This is a genomic window from Sphingomonas vulcanisoli (assembly GCF_011761305.1).
Classification (GTDB): domain Bacteria; phylum Pseudomonadota; class Alphaproteobacteria; order Sphingomonadales; family Sphingomonadaceae; genus Sphingomonas_I; species Sphingomonas_I vulcanisoli.
Genome location: NZ_JAAOZC010000001.1, coordinates 405033 through 423983, shown reverse-complemented (window position 1 = coordinate 423983; position 18951 = coordinate 405033). Strand labels below are relative to the sequence as shown.

Annotated in this window: 17 protein-coding genes, 1 tRNA gene and 1 pseudogene; 10 read left to right on the top strand and 9 right to left on the bottom strand. The window is 64.7% G+C overall.

Annotated features, from left to right (window positions below):
• Positions 1-48 precede the first annotated feature (48 nt).
• On the top strand, positions 49-648 hold the full coding sequence (gene wrbA, locus FHS31_RS01955) for an NAD(P)H:quinone oxidoreductase (protein WP_167071473.1): 600 nt from the start codon (positions 49-51) through the stop codon (positions 646-648).
• On the opposite strand, the gene FHS31_RS01950 is transcribed toward wrbA, so the two are convergent.
• The gene (locus FHS31_RS01950; protein WP_167071471.1) at positions 632-1432 is read right to left on the bottom strand and encodes a glycosyltransferase family 2 protein; all 801 of its coding nucleotides are present in this window, start codon (positions 1430-1432) and stop codon (positions 632-634) included. The two genes, wrbA and FHS31_RS01950, sit on opposite strands and share 17 nt — an antisense overlap.
• 151 nt (positions 1433-1583) lie before the next feature.
• Here FHS31_RS01950 and FHS31_RS01945 point away from each other — a divergent pair, with 151 nt between their 5' ends.
• Positions 1584-2807, top strand: coding sequence for a hypothetical protein (locus tag FHS31_RS01945; RefSeq protein WP_167071469.1), 1224 nt, complete (start codon positions 1584-1586; stop codon positions 2805-2807).
• Here the strand turns inward: FHS31_RS01945 and FHS31_RS01940 are convergent.
• A complete protein-coding gene (locus FHS31_RS01940; RefSeq protein WP_167071467.1) occupies positions 2804-3430 on the bottom strand; it encodes a methyltransferase domain-containing protein in 627 nt (208 codons plus the stop codon). The two genes, FHS31_RS01945 and FHS31_RS01940, sit on opposite strands and share 4 nt — an antisense overlap.
• 116 nt (positions 3431-3546) lie before the next feature.
• Between FHS31_RS01940 and FHS31_RS01935 the strand changes: the two genes are divergently transcribed.
• The 5 genes from FHS31_RS01935 to FHS31_RS16235 all read left to right on the top strand — a co-directional run bounded on the left by FHS31_RS01935 (position 3547) and on the right by FHS31_RS16235 (position 8085).
• Positions 3547-4908, top strand: a complete 1362-nt coding sequence (locus FHS31_RS01935) for an HD-GYP domain-containing protein (RefSeq protein WP_167071465.1) — start codon at positions 3547-3549, stop codon at positions 4906-4908.
• 2 nt (positions 4909-4910) lie between these two features.
• Positions 4911-6038 (top strand): GGDEF domain-containing protein, encoded by a 1128-nt coding sequence (locus FHS31_RS01930; protein ID WP_167071463.1) that lies wholly within the window; start codon positions 4911-4913, stop codon positions 6036-6038.
• Between the two features lie 50 nt (positions 6039-6088).
• On the top strand, positions 6089-6481 hold the full coding sequence (locus FHS31_RS01925; protein WP_167071461.1) for a hypothetical protein: 393 nt from the start codon (positions 6089-6091) through the stop codon (positions 6479-6481).
• Positions 6482-6801: 320 nt separating this feature from the next.
• Positions 6802-7173 (top strand): UrcA family protein, encoded by a 372-nt coding sequence (locus FHS31_RS01920; RefSeq protein WP_167071459.1) that lies wholly within the window; start codon positions 6802-6804, stop codon positions 7171-7173.
• Between the two features lie 204 nt (positions 7174-7377).
• Positions 7378-8085 carry a hypothetical protein gene (locus tag FHS31_RS16235; protein ID WP_208408487.1) on the top strand — a complete coding sequence of 236 codons (708 nt, stop codon included), beginning with the start codon at positions 7378-7380 and terminating at the stop codon, positions 8083-8085.
• A gap of 40 nt (positions 8086-8125) precedes the next feature.
• Here the strand turns inward: FHS31_RS16235 and FHS31_RS01910 are convergent, their stop codons facing one another.
• Together FHS31_RS01910 and FHS31_RS01905 are read right to left on the bottom strand one after the other, a co-directional pair.
• Entirely contained in the window at positions 8126-8869 is a 744-nt protein-coding gene (locus tag FHS31_RS01910) for a LytR/AlgR family response regulator transcription factor (protein WP_167071457.1), read from the bottom strand.
• Positions 8859-9977: a sensor histidine kinase gene (locus FHS31_RS01905; protein ID WP_341786261.1), complete on the bottom strand. Its 1119-nt coding sequence runs from the start codon at positions 9975-9977 to the stop codon at positions 8859-8861. The genes FHS31_RS01910 and FHS31_RS01905 overlap by 11 nt, the downstream gene beginning before the upstream one ends.
• Positions 9978-10295: 318 nt before the next feature.
• Here FHS31_RS01905 and FHS31_RS01900 point away from each other — a divergent pair, with 318 nt between their 5' ends.
• The 3 genes from FHS31_RS01900 to FHS31_RS01890 all read left to right on the top strand — a co-directional run bounded on the left by FHS31_RS01900 (position 10296) and on the right by FHS31_RS01890 (position 12879).
• Positions 10296-10820: an acyloxyacyl hydrolase gene (locus tag FHS31_RS01900; RefSeq protein WP_167071455.1), complete on the top strand. Its 525-nt coding sequence runs from the start codon at positions 10296-10298 to the stop codon at positions 10818-10820.
• A gap of 102 nt (positions 10821-10922) precedes the next feature.
• Positions 10923-12491: a flavin monoamine oxidase family protein gene (locus FHS31_RS01895; RefSeq protein WP_208408486.1), complete on the top strand. Its 1569-nt coding sequence runs from the start codon at positions 10923-10925 to the stop codon at positions 12489-12491.
• A gap of 10 nt (positions 12492-12501) precedes the next feature.
• On the top strand, positions 12502-12879 hold the full coding sequence (locus tag FHS31_RS01890; protein ID WP_167071451.1) for a c-type cytochrome: 378 nt from the start codon (positions 12502-12504) through the stop codon (positions 12877-12879).
• A 53-nt stretch (positions 12880-12932) separates the two neighbouring features.
• Here the strand turns inward: FHS31_RS01890 and FHS31_RS01885 are convergent.
• The 5 genes and pseudogenes from FHS31_RS01885 to odhB form a co-directional block, all read right to left on the bottom strand.
• Positions 12933-13007: transfer RNA gene (locus FHS31_RS01885), tRNA-Glu, on the bottom strand.
• A gap of 87 nt (positions 13008-13094) precedes the next feature.
• A complete protein-coding gene (locus tag FHS31_RS01880; protein WP_167071449.1) occupies positions 13095-15725 on the bottom strand; it encodes a M1 family metallopeptidase in 2631 nt (876 codons plus the stop codon).
• Positions 15726-15822: 97 nt separating this feature from the next.
• Positions 15823-17217 carry a dihydrolipoyl dehydrogenase gene (gene lpdA / locus FHS31_RS01875; RefSeq protein ID WP_167071448.1) on the bottom strand — a complete coding sequence of 465 codons (1395 nt, stop codon included), beginning with the start codon at positions 17215-17217 and terminating at the stop codon, positions 15823-15825.
• A gap of 93 nt (positions 17218-17310) precedes the next feature.
• A pseudogene (locus FHS31_RS01870) lies at positions 17311-17593 on the bottom strand (GIY-YIG nuclease family protein).
• Between the two features lie 51 nt (positions 17594-17644).
• Positions 17645-18937 (bottom strand): 2-oxoglutarate dehydrogenase complex dihydrolipoyllysine-residue succinyltransferase, encoded by a 1293-nt coding sequence (gene odhB, locus FHS31_RS01865; RefSeq protein ID WP_167071446.1) that lies wholly within the window; start codon positions 18935-18937, stop codon positions 17645-17647.
• Positions 18938-18951 lie beyond the last annotated feature (14 nt).

The window sequence follows — 18951 nt, the reverse complement described above, 5'->3', positions numbered from 1 at the left end:
CACTGCCTCGTCCCCGCCATCCCCGCTCTTAACGCAAAGGAGTGACCAATGGCTAAAGTTCTAGTGCTCTATTATTCGACTTACGGACATATCGAGACGATGGCGGGCGCGATCGCCGAGGGTGCGCGGGCGGCGGGCGCTGAGGTGGATATCAAGCGCGTGCCCGAGACGGTGCCGCTCGAGATCGCGCAGGCCGGGCACTTCAAGCTCGATCAGGCCGCGCCGATCGCGGTTGTAAACGACCTCGCCGACTATGACGCGATCATCATCGGCACGGGCACGCGCTTCGGCCGGATCAGTTCGCAGATGGCGGCCTTCCTCGATCAGGCGGGCGGGCTTTGGGCGAAGGGCGCGCTAAACGGCAAGATCGGCAGCGCCTTCACCTCCTCTGCCACGCAGCACGGCGGGCAGGAGACGACGCTCTTCTCGCTGATCACCAACATGCTCCACTTCGGCATGGTGATCGCAGGCCTGCCGTACAGCCATACCGGCATGATGCGGAACGACGAGGTGGTCGGCGGATCACCTTATGGCGCTACGACGATCGCCAATGGCGATGGCACCCGCCAGCCTTCGGAAACCGAACTCGAAGGCGCGCGCCACCAGGGCGAGATTGTCGCCAGGCTGGCGATCAAGCTCGCTGCTTGATCTTTGCGATTGGGACCACGGTCTCGGTGCGCAGCCGCGCTTCGAGATCGTGGAAGATCGCCGAACGCTTCAGGCCCAGCTTGTTCAAGCGATAGGCGAAGCTCGTCCCCAGCACGCCGAGGCCATAGGTGCAGCTGCGGCGGAAATTGATGCTGGAGGCTTCGGCGAAATATTTGGTCGGGCAGCTGATCTCGCCGGTAGTGAAGCCGAACCACCGCGCCTGCGCCAACATCTGATTATCGAAGACGAAATCCTCGGAGCAGGCGAGCAGCGGCAGCTTCTCCAGCAGTTCCCGGCTGAAGGCGCGATAGCCTGAATGATATTCGGAGAGTTTCTGGCCGAGCAGCACGTTTTGAAAAAAGGTCAGCGCGCGGTTGGCGATATATTTGTAGCGCGGCATCCCGCCCTCCAGCGCGCCGCGACCGAGGATGCGGCTTGCCAGCACGGCGTCGTAGTGGCCCGAGGCGATCATGCTTGCCATCGCGGTTACCAGTTTGGGCGTATATTGATAATCGGGGTGCAGCATCACCACGATGTCCGCGCCGCGCTCCAGCGCCGCCTGGTAGCAGCTCTTCTGGTTGCCGCCATAGCCGCGGTTTTCCTCATGGCGCAGCGTGTGGATGTTGAGCGAGCGCGCGATCAGCAAGGTATCGTCCTTGCTGCAATCGTCGGTAAGGATCACATCATCGACGATGTCGTGCGGAATTTCCTGATAGGTTTGCCGCAGGGTCCGCGCGGCATTGTACGCCGGTAATACCACTGCAACCTTTTTACCGTCGATCATCGGTCATCTAACCCTTACCTTTATGGTGAGGTTGCCACACCAAACTTGCTATCGTGCTAACGCCCTCTCCTTATGAACGCCGCTTTATGCCGGCACATGACAGTAAATGACCGTAATGCGACAACCCCCTCTATCGCGGTTCGCCCCGGCTTTGGCAGCTTTCACCCTGTCTGTCCTGCTGGGGCTGCTGTGGGCCGCGCGTTCAACCGGTGCCTATCGCCGGATTCTGATCATCTGGGGGGTCGATGTGTTCGATTTCCCGTTCCTCGATACCGAGACAATGCTTTCAGGCGCGCGCTGCCTGAGGGCGGGGATCGATGTCTATGTCGCCAACCCCTGTGATACGCTGGGGCGGGTCTACGATTATTCGCCGCTGTGGATGCTGATCGCCCGCGCGCCCGTGACGATCGCATGGGGCACGCCGATCGGCATCGCGATCGCTCTGCTCTACTGCGGCGCGGTGGCGTTGCTCCCAGCAGCGCGCGCGCCACGGCACGTCCTGGCGATGACACTAGGCGCGGTATCGACGGTGGCCGCATTCGCGGTGGAGCGCGGCAACAACGACGTCGTGCTTTTTACGCTCGCCGCATGTGCGGCAGCGCTTGCCTGCCGATCGCCGGCGTTCAGGATTTTGGGCTATTGCTTTGCGCTACTTGCGGGCCTGCTCAAATATTATCCGCTGGCCTTGATGGCGCTGGCGGCACGCGAGCGCCCGGCACGCCTGGCGGCGATCACGGCGGCCGCGATCCTGCCGACCGCGCTGTTCGTGACGCTTGCCTGGGGCGATCTCACGCGCGCGCTAGGCCTGATCCCGACCGGCGACTATTTCGGCGGCATGTTCGGTTCGATCCAGGTTGCGGGCGGGATCAGCACGCTGATCGATGGCGCGCCCCCGCTCATCCCGCTGATCCGCTGGACGATGAGCGCGGCGGCCCTCGGCCTCGGCGCCCGGCTCTCGTTTCGCGTCACGACGGTGGAGGCCATCGCGGCGCTCCCCTTGCGCGAAAGGGCCTTCCTGCTCGCCGGGGGATTGCTCACGCTGGGCTGCTTCTTCACGGCGCAGAACATCGGTTACCGCGCGATCCACCTGCTGCTGACGCTGCCCGCGCTGCTTGCGCTGCGGGGTGGCGGGTCGAAGCTTTTCTACCCTGCGCCAGCGCTGGTCCTCGCGCTTTTGTGGAGCGATTGCTGGCGGCGCGGCCTGCTCTATGTGGCCAAGCTGATCGGCCCCGATTCCCGCCCGTTCGTCGCGCTGTTGGGATGGATGGCGCGCGAGGCGCTGTGGTGGTGGCTGATTGCGTTGCTCGCGGCGTGCGTGTTCGGCCTGCTGCGGCGATCGACGCTCCTCGGCCCCCGCGCTCCGCTCTGGGCCTAACGGCTTTCCCAGATGCGCGTGGGATAAGCCCCGCCGGGCAGTGATGTGAAGGGCTTCAGCCAGGCCGTGCGATCCAGCATCTCGGCAAAGACCGGATTGACGTAGCAGATCCGCAACCGCCCCGACCCTGCCGCCGCGCGATCGCGTTCGGCGCGATCGAGCACATCCTGCAGCACGCCGGTGCCGAGTGCGTGGAACATATACACGATCGTACTATCGGCCAGCGAAACATCGCGCGCATCGCCTTCTACGATGGCAATGTCCTTGCCTGGGAACCGCTTCCGGTTTTCCTCGGCCACCTTGGCCAGCCACGGCACATATTCGACGCCCACGGCGCGCTGCACGCCACGATGTGCGGCGGCAAACACCGCCCGGCCCGTACCGCAGCCGAGATCGGTGAAGACGTCGTCCGGCCCCAACTCCGCGGCATCCAGCACGGCGAAGATATCCCGCCAGCCGAGCGGCACGAAGTGCGATCCCCAATCGGGATCCCCGTATGCGCCCTTGGCCGGATGGAAGCCGAAGGTATGCACACCGAACCGGCGATCCCACAATTCGTCCAGCGGAGCCTTCAGCCGCTGCTTGATATTGGGGATGCCGAGAAAGTGGGAGAGCCGAGGCACCACCATTCCTTGCGGGCTTTCCCCGCGCACCGCAACCGGAGAGAAGTAATCGCTGGGGCCGAAACGGCTTCTTAATCTTGTCCCGTTATTTGAGCCTCCATGCGGGCTCACACGACATGAAGCGGCGGATCGAACTCCACCAGCTACGGATGGGCATGTATGTCGTGGGCTTCGAAGGCTCGTGGCTGAAGCATCCGTTCTGGCGCAAGGGCTTCGTCGTCCACGATGAGGAGCTGTTGCGCCGGATTGCCGACTCCGAAGTCGATGCCGTGCTCATCGATGACGAGCGCGGGCTTGGTCCCGATCCGTCACAGGATCGCCCGATCGCGGAACTCGATGCGCCCCAGCCGATCGGCGCGGCATCCCCCTTGCCGAAGCGGGCACCCGACGAAACGCTGCGGGCGATGCTGACGCCCAAGCGCACCGTCCGCGGGGTGTCGGCTCCCGGGGATGCCGGCGAGATCGCGCGCGCAACCGAAACGGTACGGCGATCGAAGCAGGCAGTGATGGCGATGTTCCGGGATGCGCGCCTCGGCCGCGCGATCCGGCCGAACGATGTCGCGCCGCTGGTCGAGGAAATTGCGGCATCGGTGGAGCGCGATGCCTCCGCCATGCTCAAGGTGACGCGGCTTAAGAACAAGAACGAATACACCTATCTGCATTCGGTCGCGGTCTGCGCGCTGATGATCAACCTGGGCCGCGAGCTCGGCCTGGACGATTCGTCGACGCACGATATCGGCATGGCCGGGCTCCTTCACGATATCGGCAAGATGGCGGTGCCGGACGCGATCCTCGAAAAGCCGGGATCGCTGACCAGCGACGAATTCGATTTGATCCGCAATCATCCCGCCGCGGGCCACGCTTTGCTTGCGGAGGCAGAAGGCGCACCGCCGATCGCGCTCGATGTCTGCCTCCATCACCATGAGCGGATCGACGGCAAGGGCTATCCCTTCGGTCTCTCCGGCGAACGATTGTCGCTGCATGCGCGGATGGGTGCGGTGTGCGACGTCTACGATGCGATCACCTCGAACCGCCCGTACAAAGCGGGCTGGCAACCGACCGATGCGCTTTCGAAAATGCTCGATTGGGACGGCCACTTTGACCCCGCAATCCTGCAAGCGTTCATCCACAGCATCGGCATCTATCCCGTCGGCGCGCTGGTGCGGCTGCGGACCAACCGGCTCGGCATCGTCACCGGCGGCAACCCCGCCGATCCGCTGCTGCCCAAGGTCCGCGCCTTCTATTCGACCACCGAACGCGAACTTGTGCGGTTCGAGGAGCTTACCTGTTCGCTGAGTTTGCGCGGCGACAACATCGTCGGCGTCGAATCGGGTGAAGCCTGGTTCGGAACCGGCTGGAGCGTGCTGCGCGCGCTGGTCCTTGACGGGCGCATGCCCGATCCGCGGCTGCTTGTCGCCGCCTCGGCCGGTCACCCGTTCGAGAATGATGCCCCACAACCGAGCCTATGGAGCGCTTGAGAATGGCGACTGTCCACACGCCGCCGGAAGATGTCGAACCGCAGCGCCGTTCCGGTCTGATCGGCGCGCTGTCGCGGTTTGGCCGAACGAGTGCCGAGGCTGAGCCCGCCGCCGCGCCCGCCCCCCCACGGCCGGCGACGGTGAGCTCGGCGCGCCGGCTTTACGATCGCATCGGCGATTTCCTTTTCCGCCATTCGCTGGAGCTGACCCCACTCAACTTCGGCGCGGCGCATGACGTCGTCGGTGACATCAACCAGGAACTGATCAACGCCGTTTCCAAGTCGCTGCTCGAAGGCGAGCCGATCTCCAATGCCTGGATCGAGCGCTTCTACGGTGAGCGGCCGGAGGATGGCCTGGGTTCGGGCAAGCTCGAGGATATCGCCAATTCGGTCGAGGCCGAGCTCGGCCGCTGCATAGCCTTGATCGGCCAATCGGGCACCGCGCAGAAGGAATTCGGCGATGCGCTGACCAGCGAGATCGCCACGCTGGAAACCACGCCGGCGCAGACGCTGTCCCGCGTTGTCGAGCTGACACGCAAGATGGTCGCGCAGACGCGGTCGGTCGATCAGGAGCTGCGCGAGCGGCGCGAGCAGGCGCAGACGCTGCGCTCGACGTTGCGCACCGCGAACCGTGTCGCCAACCTCGATCACCTTACCAATCTGCCCAACCGCCGCGCATTCGAAAAGCATATCCGCGATCTCACCGCCGCCGTGCCGCGTTCGCAGAAGCCGGTACTGGCGATGTGCGACATCGATCATTTCAAGAAGATCAACGACGCGCACGGCCATGCCACGGGCGATCGCGTGCTCAAGCTGATCGCCAAGCAGTTCCAGGAAATTGCCGGCGACTTTTGTTTTGCGGCACGCTTCGGCGGCGAGGAATTCGTGCTGCTGTTTCAGGATACCAGTATGGAGGAAGCCGCAGCGGAGATCGATCGCATCCGCACCGGACTGCTGGAACGCAAGCTGGTCGATAAGGATAGCGGCCGGCCGCTGGGGCAGGTGAACTTCTCTGCGGGTATCGCCGAACTGGACGATCTTGCCGATGTCCATGCCACGATCGAGCGCGCGGATACGGCGCTCTATGCCGCGAAAAATGCCGGACGCGGCCGCACCTGCGTCGCCGCCTGACACTGGAGTCGCTTCCGTTCGGCGCGGAGGGGCGCTAAGGGCGCCCAGCCATGACCAAATCCGCCACCGACGTGATGCAACACATTCTTTTCGCCGCGGTGATGGACGCGGTGGAGGCGCTGAAGAAGGCTTCCAAGGGCCTGCCCAACAATCTGCTGCGCGATCTGGGCGCGCTGCACGTCAACGCCGCTTATGCGGATGTCCCCGCCGAACTGCAGCAGGCGATCGAGGCAAGCGTGCGCACCGCCTTCCAGCGATTGCAGAAAGAAGGCTATTCGGTCACTCCGCTTGGCTTATCGCCGCCGCCTCCGCGCCCGACCGGTCCGCGCCCCGGCGGCAACCGACCGCCTGCGCATACCCGCCCGCGTCATCCCGCCGGCGATAGGCCCAAGGGCCCCCGCCCCGGCGGCGCGCGCCCCCCGCGCCCGGACAAAGACAAGTAATCGCACCTAGCGCACACTCGGAGCGCCGTGCTCCGGCGCAAGCCGGAGCGCTGAAACACTCAGCATTGCACGCAAATACCCAACGCTCCGGCCTGCGTCGGAACGCGGCAACTTCGATTCGCGCGCCACTCACCCGTTAATCACGTCGTTCGCCGAAACGATTAGACCGTTCGTCGGTGCGATCGGCGGAATGTCGAGACCTGGGTGACGTCGGTCGAGCCGGGCGCGCGGACCCGAAATCACCCTCCTAGAAGAGTGAGGCGGTCGCGGTTGACCGCTGATCGACCAGGCCACCCCAAGGCTTTCAAGGAGAGTTTCCGATGTTCGTTTCTCGCATGCTCGCTCTGCTGGCCGCCGGTACGGCGATCGCCCCGGCCGCCGTTTCCGCCGCTCCCGTCATCACGGTGTCCGACACCAATGCGGCGATCGTCCGTCAGATGCACGTCCAGACCACCGATCTCAATCTCGCCAGCGCCGCTGATCAGCGCAAACTCCAGAACCGCGTAAACCATGCGGTCGGCGAGGTGTGCAGCCTCAACGACGTCCCCGACAATTTCGAAAATGGCCGCTGCCGTCAGGCGGCGATGCAGGGCGCCAAGGCCCAGATCGCCGATGCCATGGCCCGTAGCGCACCGCACTACGCCGAAGCCAAGACGCAATCGGCTGCCCCCAACACCGCAAGCGGCTCGTGACCCCGGGCTGATGACCTTCGGTGCCTCTTGAGGGCCTTCGGTACTCCCGAAGGCCCTCTTTTTTCGCGCCACGCTCCATTGAGCGCATTCGCAGGAACACGCTCCCGTCAGTCGCCGTTCACGCTCCGACCGGTAGAACGACGGCAGAACAGAGTGACGAGGATTGGTCCGATGACAGCGAAGTGGCGTGCCCTGGCCCTTAAAATGACGACAGGCGTTGTTGCAGTAGCCATTCCTGCAACGGCGGTTCTGGCGCAGGATTATCCCCCGCCCCAAGGCTATCAGCAGCCCTATGGCGCGCCACCGGCGCAGCAAGGTTACGGGCAGCAAGGCTATCCGCCGCAGGGCTATGCCCAGCAGCCCGACAATTATCAGGCACCGCCGCCGCCGCCGGGCTATGACGGATCACAACCCCCACCCCCGCCGCCCGGCTATCAGCCCGATCCCAGCTACGCGCCCAACCCCGATCAGGATCGGCATTACGAGGCTTATGCTGAGGATTGGGCACAGCGGTATTGCGTCAAATCGGGCGGCAACGCCGGTGCCGGCGCGGTGATCGGCGGGCTGTTCGGTGCGTTGCTCGGCTCCAGCGTCGCCGGCCGTCATGATCGCGGCGGCGGCGCGGTGATCGGCGGTATTGCGGGCGCGGCCGGCGGCGCGGCGATCGGCAGCACTGACGGGCGCGCCACCAGCCCTGGCTGCCCGCCCGGCTATGTCACGCGCGGCGGTGCGCCGGCCTTCTATTACGACCAGGGGCCTTATTATTACGCCGCGCCCGAATGGTATCGTCCGTGGATCTTTATTGACGGACGCTGGAACTACCGACCCTATCCCTATCACAATTATTATTACCGCCATTACGGCTATGGCTATGGCCCGCGCGGGGGTTACGGCCGCCGACGCCATTGGTGATCTAATTCCACTGCTCGTGCTGAGCAGGGCGAACGGGATGTTATAGTTTAGCCGCCGCCTTGGCCGCCGTCTGATAGCTGCGGCCGATCCGTAGCTCCGTGCCGTCCGTCAGGCAGGCGAACCAGGTGCCGAGACCGTTGTGGCGCATCTTGGCGATCGCATCGCGCCGGACGATCGTCGAGCGGTGCAACCGCAGAAATTTCGCGGGATCGAGCCGCCGCTCCAGCTCGCTGATCGTCTGGTGGAGCAGAAAGCTGCGCTGGCCGACGTGCAGCCGCATATAATCGCGCTCGGCCTCGATCCGGTCGATATCGGTCGCCGCGATGCGGATCACCTCCGAACGCTGCGTCACCCAGAATTCGTCGAGATAGTCGGGCACTGCCTCCGCCTCCGCCGCCGCCTCGCTCCGCACCCGCGCGACGCGCTTCACCGCCTTGGCAAGCTGATCGGGCGTCACCGGCTTGAGCAGATAGCCCACCGCCGCGACATCGAACGCCGCCACCGCATAATGATCGAACGCCGTGCAGAAGATGATCGCCGGCGCCGCCGCCTTGCCGTCCACCGCGCGCGCGACGTCCATCCCATCGAGGCCGGGCATCGATATGTCGAGCAAGACCAGATCGGGGGTCAAAGCCTCGATCAGCCGCAGCGCCGCCTCGCCATCGCTCGCGGTGCCTACCAGCGCGATCTGCGGCTCTCCCGCGCACAGGATCTGCAGCCGCTCGATCGCCAGCGGCTCATCATCCACGATCAAGGTGCGGAGCGGAGCGGTCTCAGCAGTCATTGTGGATCAACGGCATCTCGAGCCGTACCGCGAAGCCGCCGCCGGGGATCGTCGCCCAGCTCGCCTTGGCCTCATCGCCGAAGCGAGCCGCCAGCCGCTCGCGCACGTTGCGCAGCCCCACGCCCGTGCCCTGCGCCGGTGCGACACCGCGCGTATCGCCGTCATTATCGACCAGCACCACCAGATTGACCCCCTCGCGATAGGCGCGGATGCGGAGCGTGACCGGAGTGCGGGCGCGCGAAACGCCGTGCTTCACCGCATTTTCCACCAGGGGCTGCAGGATCAAGCCGGGCACGCACGCCTTGCGGACATCCTCGTCGACATCGATCCGCACGGCCAGCCGCTCCGGAAACCGCTCGGCCTCTATGTCCAGATAGAGTTGTTGCAGCCGGATCTCGTCGTCCAGCGGCACGTCCTCGGTCGGATCGGCGGTCAGGCTGTTGCGGAAGAAGGTCGAAAGATTGACGATCATCCGCTCCGCCGCCGCCTTGCGATCTGTCATCACCAGCGAAGAGAGCGAATTGAGCGTGTTGAACAGGAAGTGCGGATTGACCTGATAGCGCAGCGCGCGAAGCTCCGCCGATTGCGCCGCGCGCTTCAGCGCCGCCGCCCGCCGCTCCAGCGCGCCGATCTCGGCGGCGTAGCAGAGCGCAAGATACAGCGCCGCCCAGCAGACGAAGAAGAAATAGCCGTTCGCCGCCTGGTCCGCGATCGCGGTGACGGGCGCCATATTGTCGTCCGAACTCATCTTGCCGACGGTGATCATCGTCGGCGCATGGCCCGTCCCCGGCCCGCCCTCCCCGGCCATGACGACCACCCGGCGGGGCTGCGGCTGCACCCAGCTATGGCTGAACACATACCAGTTGATCGCCGCATAGGAGATCGCCGCTGGCGCCGCGAGCACGGCGGCGACGATGATGCTGGTCCAGAGCTTGGTCGTGCCGATCCAGCGCAACGCCAGATAGAAAAGGATGGTGATCATCACCGACGCGATCGAGACGATCGCCCGCGATCCCGTGCCGGCGTGATCCTGGTAGATCACCAGCGCGCGCGTCGTCAGGATCGCGAAATAGAGCGTCCAGAAGCCGACGATCGATGCGATAGCCACCCATGCGGAAACCCCAGTCCGGGCGTCATCCGGGCCCGAATGCTCCGACTCAGCCACGGCCACGCACGTCCCCTTCCGGTCGTGATCTCAACGTCAAAAGCCAAGCCTCCGAAAGATCGAAAATGATCCTTTCCCATGCGCGACCACCCGCAAAGCCACAATCCGCCTATCGTCGTTCCGTCGAACCGCGTCGACCGTTCATCGAACAGCAAGGTTGAGCACCACCGATCCCTAGCGTTGCCCCTTAATGGGCTTCGCACCCCGCCATAGTTAAGTGCGATGCGCGAGAGTAGATCAGCGTAAGCGTTGGGAGTGCGTATGAACAGTGTTTGGGGCTCGGCGGCTGCAGCAGCCATCATGCTGGCCGTGCCGGCTTCGGCCAACGATCTTTTCGGCGGCGTCTATAGGCACGATCTCCTGCTCTTCACGAAGGACATCCACGAAGGGGGCGCCGATTTTGAATTCGGCTATCGCTGGAACCACCTGTTCACGACCGGGCCGATCCGCGGCCTGCAACCCTATGTCGTCGGATCGGTGAACAGCCGGGGCGGCACCGATTTTGCCGCCGCGGGCCTGGGCTACAAGATCGGCCATCGCCTCTATATCCGCCCCGGCCTCGGTATCGCGATCCACGATGGGCCGCACCGCCGTTACGATAGCGCGGGCATCCGCACCGATCTCGGCAGCCGCGTCGTATTCGAACCGGAGCTTGCGCTCGGCTTCCGGGTCGCGCCGCGCATCGGGGTCGAAGCGAGCTTCACGCATCTCAGCCATGCGCAGATCTTCAGCCAGCAGAACCCCGGCATCGATAATCTCGGCGTGCGGGTGAACCTGAAGCTTTGACCCCTTTTCCTCACGTCAAGGGGGGAAGATAGACACCTTGACCGCCGCTTGCCGCGCCCTCCATGCTGCGTTGCAAGAGCAAAAGGGGAATCGGCGATGGACATGACGCGGCGGTCTTTCTTGGAAGGCCTCGGCCAGATCGGCGGCACCAGCCTCCTGCTTGCCGGCATGGAGGCGTTCGGCATGGGCATCGCTTCGGCGCAGACCGCGCCACCGCCGCTGCAGGGCGGCGGCAAGGGCAAGAAGGTCATCATCCTCGGCGCGGGCGTCGCGGGGCTGACGTCGGCCTATGAGCTGGGCCGCGCGGGCTATGACGTCACCGTAATCGAGGCGCGCAGCTTCGCCGGCGGCCGATCGCAGACCGCGCGCAAGGGCTTTCAGCTCACCGAACTCGGCGGCGAAACCCAGACCTGCCAGTTCGATGACGGCTATTACATCAACCACGGCCCGTGGCGGATCCCCTTCCATCACCGATCGACGCTGCATTACGTCAAGCAGTTCGGGATCGAGGTGGAGCTGTTCAACAACGATAACGACAACAGCTATATCTACACCACGCAGGGCAAGGGCCCGCTGGCGCGCAAGCCGCTGCGCAAGATGGAAGTGGCCGCCGATGCGCGCGGCAATGCCGCCGAAATCCTCGCCAAGGTCACGCAATCGGGCGCGCTCGACAAGCAATTCGGCGCCGACGACAAGGCGCTGTTCCTCGAATATCTCAAGACCGAAGGCTATCTCGAGGGCAAGGATTATGCCTATCGCGGCACCGAGGGGCGCGGCTGGATTTCCAAGCCCGGCGCGGGCCTCCACCCCGGCGTACCCTCGAAGCCCTATGCCTTTACCGATGTGCTCGATTCAGGCGCGTGGCGGGTGTTGGCGTCGGTGTCCGAATGGGATCAGCAGCGCACGATGTTCCAGCCCAAGGGCGGGATGTACATGATCCCCACCGGCTTCGTTACCAAGGGCGGCGTCGGCGACAAGATCCGTTTCTCCACCGTGGTCGAAAAGATCCGCCAGAACGGCAGGACAGTGGATGTCTCGGTCGTCGATGGCACGGGGCAGCGCAGCGTGGTCAGCGGCGATTACTGCATCTGCACCATTCCGCTTTCGGTGCTCAAATCGATCGACAACGGGCTATCCGCGCCCAAACAGACCGCGATGAACGGCGCGGCCTATGCGCCGGTCGGCAAGATCGGCCTCCAGATGAAGCGTCGCTTCTGGGAGGAGAACCACTGGATCTACGGCGGCCATATCTACACCGATGATATGGACATTGTCTCAGTCTCGCTGCCGTCCACCGGCTGGCTCGGGCCGAAGGGCGTGTTGCTGGGCTATTATCAATTCTTCGCCAACGCCGCCAAGGTCAGCGCGCTGACCCACGCGCAGCGCACCGATTTCGCGCTCAGTTTCGGGGAAAAGGTATTCCCCGAATATCGCGATAGCTTCGAGACGAGCTTCTCGGTCGCCTGGCATCGCGTCAAATATAATCTCGGCGGCTGGGCGATGTGGAGCGATGAGAGCCGCGCCAGGGATTATCCCGTGCTGCTGGAGCCCGACGACCGCATCTATCTGGCGGGCGAGCATCTCAGCTATATCGGCGGCTGGCAGGCGGGCGGGATCGAAAGCGCCTGGATGCAGATCGCCGCTCTCCACAAGCGCGCCTCCGTAGCGTAAAGGATTGGAAATGCGCCTCTCTCTGCTCGCCCCCGCCCTGCTCCTCGCCGCCCCCGCGCTGGCCGCGCCCGACGGGGCCAGCCTGTTCGCCAACAATTGCTCGGCCTGCCATCAGGCACATGGCGAGGGCATCGAGGGCGCTTTCCCCAAGCTGGCCGGCAACGCCTTCGTGCAGGGCGATCCCAAGGCCGTCGCAGAAACTCTCCTCAACGGTCGTGGCGGCATGCCGAGCTTCAAGGATCAACTGAAGGACGATGAGCTTTCGGCGATCATCAGCACTGTGCGATCAAGCTGGGGCAACACCGCCCCACCAATCCCGCCCAAAACCTTCACCGCCATCCGCAACGGCGCCGTGCCGGTGCCCGCGAAGCCGACACCGGGGCATTGAGCGGGAAGCGAAGCTCGCTTTCCAAATAGCACCGTCAGGCGGCAGTGCCGGCCTGGTGACCCCTACGAGAATCGAACTCGTGTTTTCGCCGTGAGAGGGCGACGTCCTAACCGCTAGACGAAGGGGCCGTGCTGGCGGAAGCGCGCGACTAATCGGGCGCGGCGCGGGCGTCAAGCGGGAAGGCGGGGCGGAGAGCGCCCGCCCCCTGCCCTCCCTTAGCTTACCGCTGCCTTGAGCGCCGCGGCGACCTCGGCCTTCTTGGCCTCCTTCAGCGCGCCGCAATGGCGGACATTTTCGACCATGCGACGGAACGAGAGTTCGCCGAAGCCGAGCTTGGCGACCTTCGGCCCGAAGCCGGCCTCGATCGCATCCGCGGCTTGCGCCGAACATTCGACCGCGAACATCTCAGGCAAACGACTGCCGAAGAAGATGCCGTTGCTGGCGGCGAGGCGATCGTAATTGGCGGTGACCCAAGCCATGCCCTTCTCCCGCGTCTTCGGCGAATCAACGATGCCGCGGACGAGCGTCAGCCGTTCGGGCACGCGCAGGCGCTTGTCATCGAAGCTCAGCAGCCAATCGGCGACCTCCGGCCTGCCGCTCGCGGCGACAGCGCGCAGCGCGGCACTGCGGAAGATCGCATCCTCGCTCGACAGGGCCGCCTCCATCAGCGTCTTGGCGCGCGGCAGGCCGTCGCGCTCGACGATCACGGCCAGCGCCGTGCCCAGGAAGGTGGGGCTCAGCGCCTTCTTGTCGCCGCCGAGATAGGCATCCCCCGCTGCGGCGAGTTTGGCGCGGATCGCCGGATCGTGCGCATCGTTGGCCATCGCGCTGACCAGGGAATCGCGCAGCTTCTGGCGATCGGGATCGTCGCTGCGGAAGGCGCCCGCCGCCGGATCGAAGCCGAGCGCGGCAAGGCGCGGGCCATAGATGCCCGCCATCAGCTTGCGATAATCGCCCATCGCGCCTTCGGGGATGATGCCGTGGCTGCGCAGATAGCCGAAGCGCGCGACGGCATCGACACTGGCGTTGGATTCGGGATTGGCCGCCATTGTTTTCGCGGCGGTGATCAGGCTGGACGCCGGGACCGTGCCCGCGCGGAAATCGGCCCAGAGGCTATCGTCCATCGCCAGTGCTTCGCTGCCCGAAAGGCTTGCGGAGGAGGCGATCAGCGCCCGCCAATCGGCGGGGGCGAGATCGAAGCGGTAATAGCCCTGGCCGTTGAGGTTGGGCATGATCACGCCGCCCGTCGCCGGGACCGCTATGCTGTCCTTATCGAGCAGGCGGCAGCTCTTGGCATCGCCCTGCCGCATGCAGAGCGGGATCGTCCAATGTAACGGCGCGGGATTGCTGCCGAGGAAGGCGTAGCGCTTCTGCGTCGCCACCAGCGTGCCGCCCTGCCGCGCAAAGGTCACCACGGGGACACCCTGCTGATCGACGAAGCTCTGCATCGCCGGCACGATCCGCGGATCCCTGGCGGCATCGGCGAGTGCCTGGAAGAAATCGGTGGTGCTGGCGTTGCCGTACATGTGGCGCGAGATATGCAGCCGGACGCCATCGCGGAATTTCTCATCCCCCAGATAAGCGGCAATCATCGCGATCACCTGCCCGCCCTTGCCATAGGTGATCGTATCGAAGGCGGCATCGATCCGGTTGTTCTGCGTGATCGGCTGGTGGATCGGGCGGCCGACCTCCAGCGCATCGGTGTTCATCGCGGTGAAGGCCTCGTTGACCGCATTGACGCCGATGTTGAGCTCGGGCCGCCATGCGTTGCCGATGCGGTAGCCCATCCAGTTGGCGAAGCTCTCGTTGAGCCAGATATCCTCCCACCAGACGGGTGAGACGAGATCGCCGAACCATTGGTGTGCCAGCTCATGCGCGACGACCATGCCGAAGCTCTGCTTCTGGCGCGTCGAGGCGTTGGCATCGAGCAGGATGATGCCGTCGCCGTAGATATCGGCGCCCGCATTCTCCATCGCGCCCGGCATGATCGGCGATCCGATCTGATCGAGCTTCGGGAAGGGGAACGGCTGGCCGAAATAATCTTCAAGCAGCTGGACGATGCGCGGCGTCTCGGCGAGGACGTAGTCGGTCTTGCCCGCCTGCGCCTTGGTGGCGACCGCGCCGAGCGGCAGCGGCGCAGCGCGCTGGGGATCGGCCGGGATAGACGAGGTTGGGTGCAGGAACGGCCCGGTGACGAGCGCGACGAGATAGGTGGGCAGCGGCTTAGTCGACTCGAATGTGTGCAAGGTCATCGGCTTTGCACCGGCGACGCTCTTGCTGGACACTTCGCGCGCATTGCTGACGACGATATTGGCAGGCGTGGTCAGCACCTTGATCTCAAACGGCGTCTTGTACCCTGGCTGATCGAAACCGGGGAAAGCCGAGCGCGCGTCGATCGATTCGAATTGCGTCCAGCTATACCAGCTATCCGCGACCTTGATGCGGTAGAGGCCCGCCGCGGTGTCCCCGAAGGCGGCATCATAATCGAAGGTCAGCGTCACCTTGCCCGCGGGCAGCGGCTGCGGGAAATCGAGGCGGACGACCCCGGTGGGATCGACCTGTGCGTAGTGCGCGGGGATGCGCTTGCCGCCGACTGTAGCGTAGACGTCCGCCACATGGAGATCGCGCCCGTGCATGTAGAGCTTGGGCGTCGCGGCCTTCACCGTTGCGTCGATCTCGGCATGACCGGAGAAGCGCGGTTGATCGGGATCGATCGTGAAGGTCAGGCGATAGGCGCTGGGCGTGGCCGCGTCGGGCAGCAGGCCCTTGGGCGCGGCGGGATCACTATCGGCGGCGATCGCTGCGGTGGAAACGGTGCAAAGGCAGGCAAGCAGCAGGGAACGCATTCATCTCTCCGGAAGGCTTATGCCCCCGGCGATACGCTCTTTTGCGGCTTTTCCAAGCAACCAGGGAAATGCTGGGCTCCAGGCGGAGCCCAGAAGATCAGATGTGGATCGGCTTGCCCGTCACCGCCATCGCCGCTTCCTTGAAGGCCTCGGCGTGGGTGGGATGCGCGTGGCAGGTGTAGGCGATGTCCTCGCTGGTCGCGCCGAATTCCATCGCCTGCGCGGCCTGCGCGATCATGCTGCCCGCGACGCTGGCGATCATCCATACGCCCAGCACCTTGTCGGTCTTGGCATCGGCGATCACTTTCACGAAGCCATCGGGCTCGTGATTGGTCTTGGCGCGGCTGTTGGCGAGCATCGGGAATTTGCCGACCTTGATCTCGCCCGCCGCCTTCGCCTGCTCTTCGGTAAGGCCCACGCCCGCGATCTCAGGCGCGGTGTAGACCACGCTCGGGATCACATCATGGTTCACGATGCCGGTGAGGCCCGCGATATTCTCGGCGACGGCAATGCCCTCGTCCTCGGCCTTGTGCGCGAGCATCGGGCCGGGGACGACATCACCGATCGCCCAGATGCCGGGCACCGCGGTGGCGAAATCATGATCGATCTCGATCTGGCCACGCTGGTTGAGCGTGAGACCCGCCTTGTCGAGCGAGAGGCCATCGGTATTGGCGCGGCGCCCGATCGCGACGAGCACGGCATCGGCCGCGATCGTCTCGGCTGCACCGCCGGCGGAGGGCTCGACGGTCAGCGTCGCTTTATCGCCCGAGACGGTGACGCCAGTCACCTTGGTCGAAAGCCTGAGCTCCATGCCCTGCTTCTTGAAGATCTTGTTGGCTTCCTTGCGGACCTCGCCATCCATGCCGGGCAGGATCTGATCGAGGAACTCAACGACGGTCACCTTGGCGCCGAGCCGCTTCCATACCGAGCCCAGCTCCAGCCCGATCACGCCGCCGCCGATCACGACGAGATGCTCTGGCACCTTGGGCAGTTCCAGCGCGCCCGTGCTATCGACCACGACCTTCTGATCGACCGTCACGCCAGGCAGCGGTGTCACCGACGAGCCGGTGGCGATGACGATATTCTTCACGCGCACGGTGCGATCGCCGACCTGCACGCTATCCTTGCCAGTGAAGCTGGCGAGGCCCTTGAGCCACTCGACCTTATTCTTCTTGAACAAATATTCGATGCCGCCGGTGAGCTGCGTCACTGCATCCTTGCGCTGGCCGTGCATCGTATCGAGATCGAGACTCATGCTCTCGATCTTGACACCCAGTTTGGCCAGCGCGCCGCTCTGCGCTTCTGCATACAGCTCGGAAGCGTGGAGCAGTGCCTTCGACGGAATGCAGCCGACGTTCAGGCAGGTGCCGCCCAGCGTCGTCCGGCTCTCGGCGCAAGCGACCTTCATCCCCAACTGCGCCGCCCGGATCGCCGCGACATAACCGCCGGGCCCCGCACCGATCACCAAAACGTCGAAATCAAAGTCAGCCATTTTTTGCCTCAATGTGCTCCGGCGAAGGCCGGAGCGTTGGAGAGCAGGGTGCATCGCTTGCCGCCAAAGCTCCGGCCTTCGCCGGAGCACCGCTCAGAACAACGTCTCATATAGGTCGCGCCATTCAGGATTACGCTCCTCGATCAAGCGCAACTTCCAGGCCCGCCGCCATTTCTTCATCCGATATTCGCTGGCCCTTGCCTCTTGCAGATCATCGAACGTTTCATACCAAACGAGCAAGACGCTTATCTTTAGCGTGCCCGTCCATCATGCCGTTGCGATGCTGCCACGCCCGCTGTGGGAGGTTGCTCGTCACGCCTAGATAGGTTTGCCCGCGGCGATGATTGGCAATCAGGTACACCCAGCCGGGCTTCATCTTACTCCATCCAACGCTCCGGCCTGCGCCGGAGCACAATGTCGCTAAGCCTTACAGATCGATCAGCAGCCGGGTCGGATCCTCGATAGCATTCTTCAGCGACACCAGGAAGGTGACAGCCTCACGGCCATCGATCAGGCGGTGATCGTAGCTGAGCGCCAGATACATCATCGGGCGGACGACGACCTGGCCATCGCGCACCACGGGCCGCTCCTCGATGCGGTGCAGGCCAAGCACGCCCGATTGCGGCGGGTTGATGATCGGGGTGGACATCAGCGAGCCGAACACGCCGCCGTTGGAGATGGTGAAGGTGCCGCCCTTCATCTCGTCCATTTTGAGCGTGCCATCCTTGGCGCGCTTGCCGAAATCGCCGATCGTCTTCTCGATCTCGGCCACCGACATCGTCTGCGCGTCGCGGATCACCGGCACGACCAGGCCGTTCGGCGCGGAGACCGCCACCGAGATATCGGCGTAATCGTGATAGACGATCTCCTCGCCCTCGATCGATCCGTTGACCGAAGGCACGTCGCGCAGCGCCATGCACGCCGCTTTCACGAAAAAGCCCATGAAGCCCAGGCGGACACCGTGCTTCTTCTCGAACAGATCCTTATATTTGCTCCGCGCTTCCATCACGGCGGTCATATCGACGTCGTTGAACGTCGTGAGCATCGCGGCGGTGTTCTGCGCTTCCTTCAGCCGGCGCGCGACCGTCTGGCGCAGGCGCGACATGCGGACGCGCTCTTCCTTGCGGCCATCAGACACTGCCGAAGTTGAGGAAGTTGAGGCTTGCGGCGCACTTGCAGCGGGCGCGGCGACGCGCGCTTCGGCCTGCCCGGCCTTGGCGGCGAGCAGGACGTCATCCTTGGTGATGCGGCCATCCTTGCCGGTGCCCTTGATCCTGGAGGGATCGACGCGGCTTTCGAGCACGGCGCGGCGCACGGAGGGCGACAGCGTCGGGCTTCCGCCACCCTCGCCGCCCTCTTCGGCCTCGCCATGATTGCCATAAGCGGCGGGCGCGGCGGCGGGCTCCGGCGGCGCGGCGGCTTCGGCCTGACCGACCGCGGTGCGGTTCTCGACCGCGGGGGTGGCGGCGGTCGGCGCTTCGGCGCCCGCCGCGATCCGCGCGATGACTGCGCCGACCTCGACCGTGGCGCCCTCGGCCACCACCAGCTCGCCCATCACGCCGGCGACGGGCGCAGGCACCTCGACCGAAACCTTGTCGGTCTCCAGGCTGGCGATCGGCTCATCGGCCTTCACCGCTTCGCCCGGCTGCTTGAGCCACTGGCCCAGCGTCGCTTCGGTGATCGATTCGCCTAGCGTGGGAACGAGAACGTCGGTGGCCATCAGTCTTCCTTATT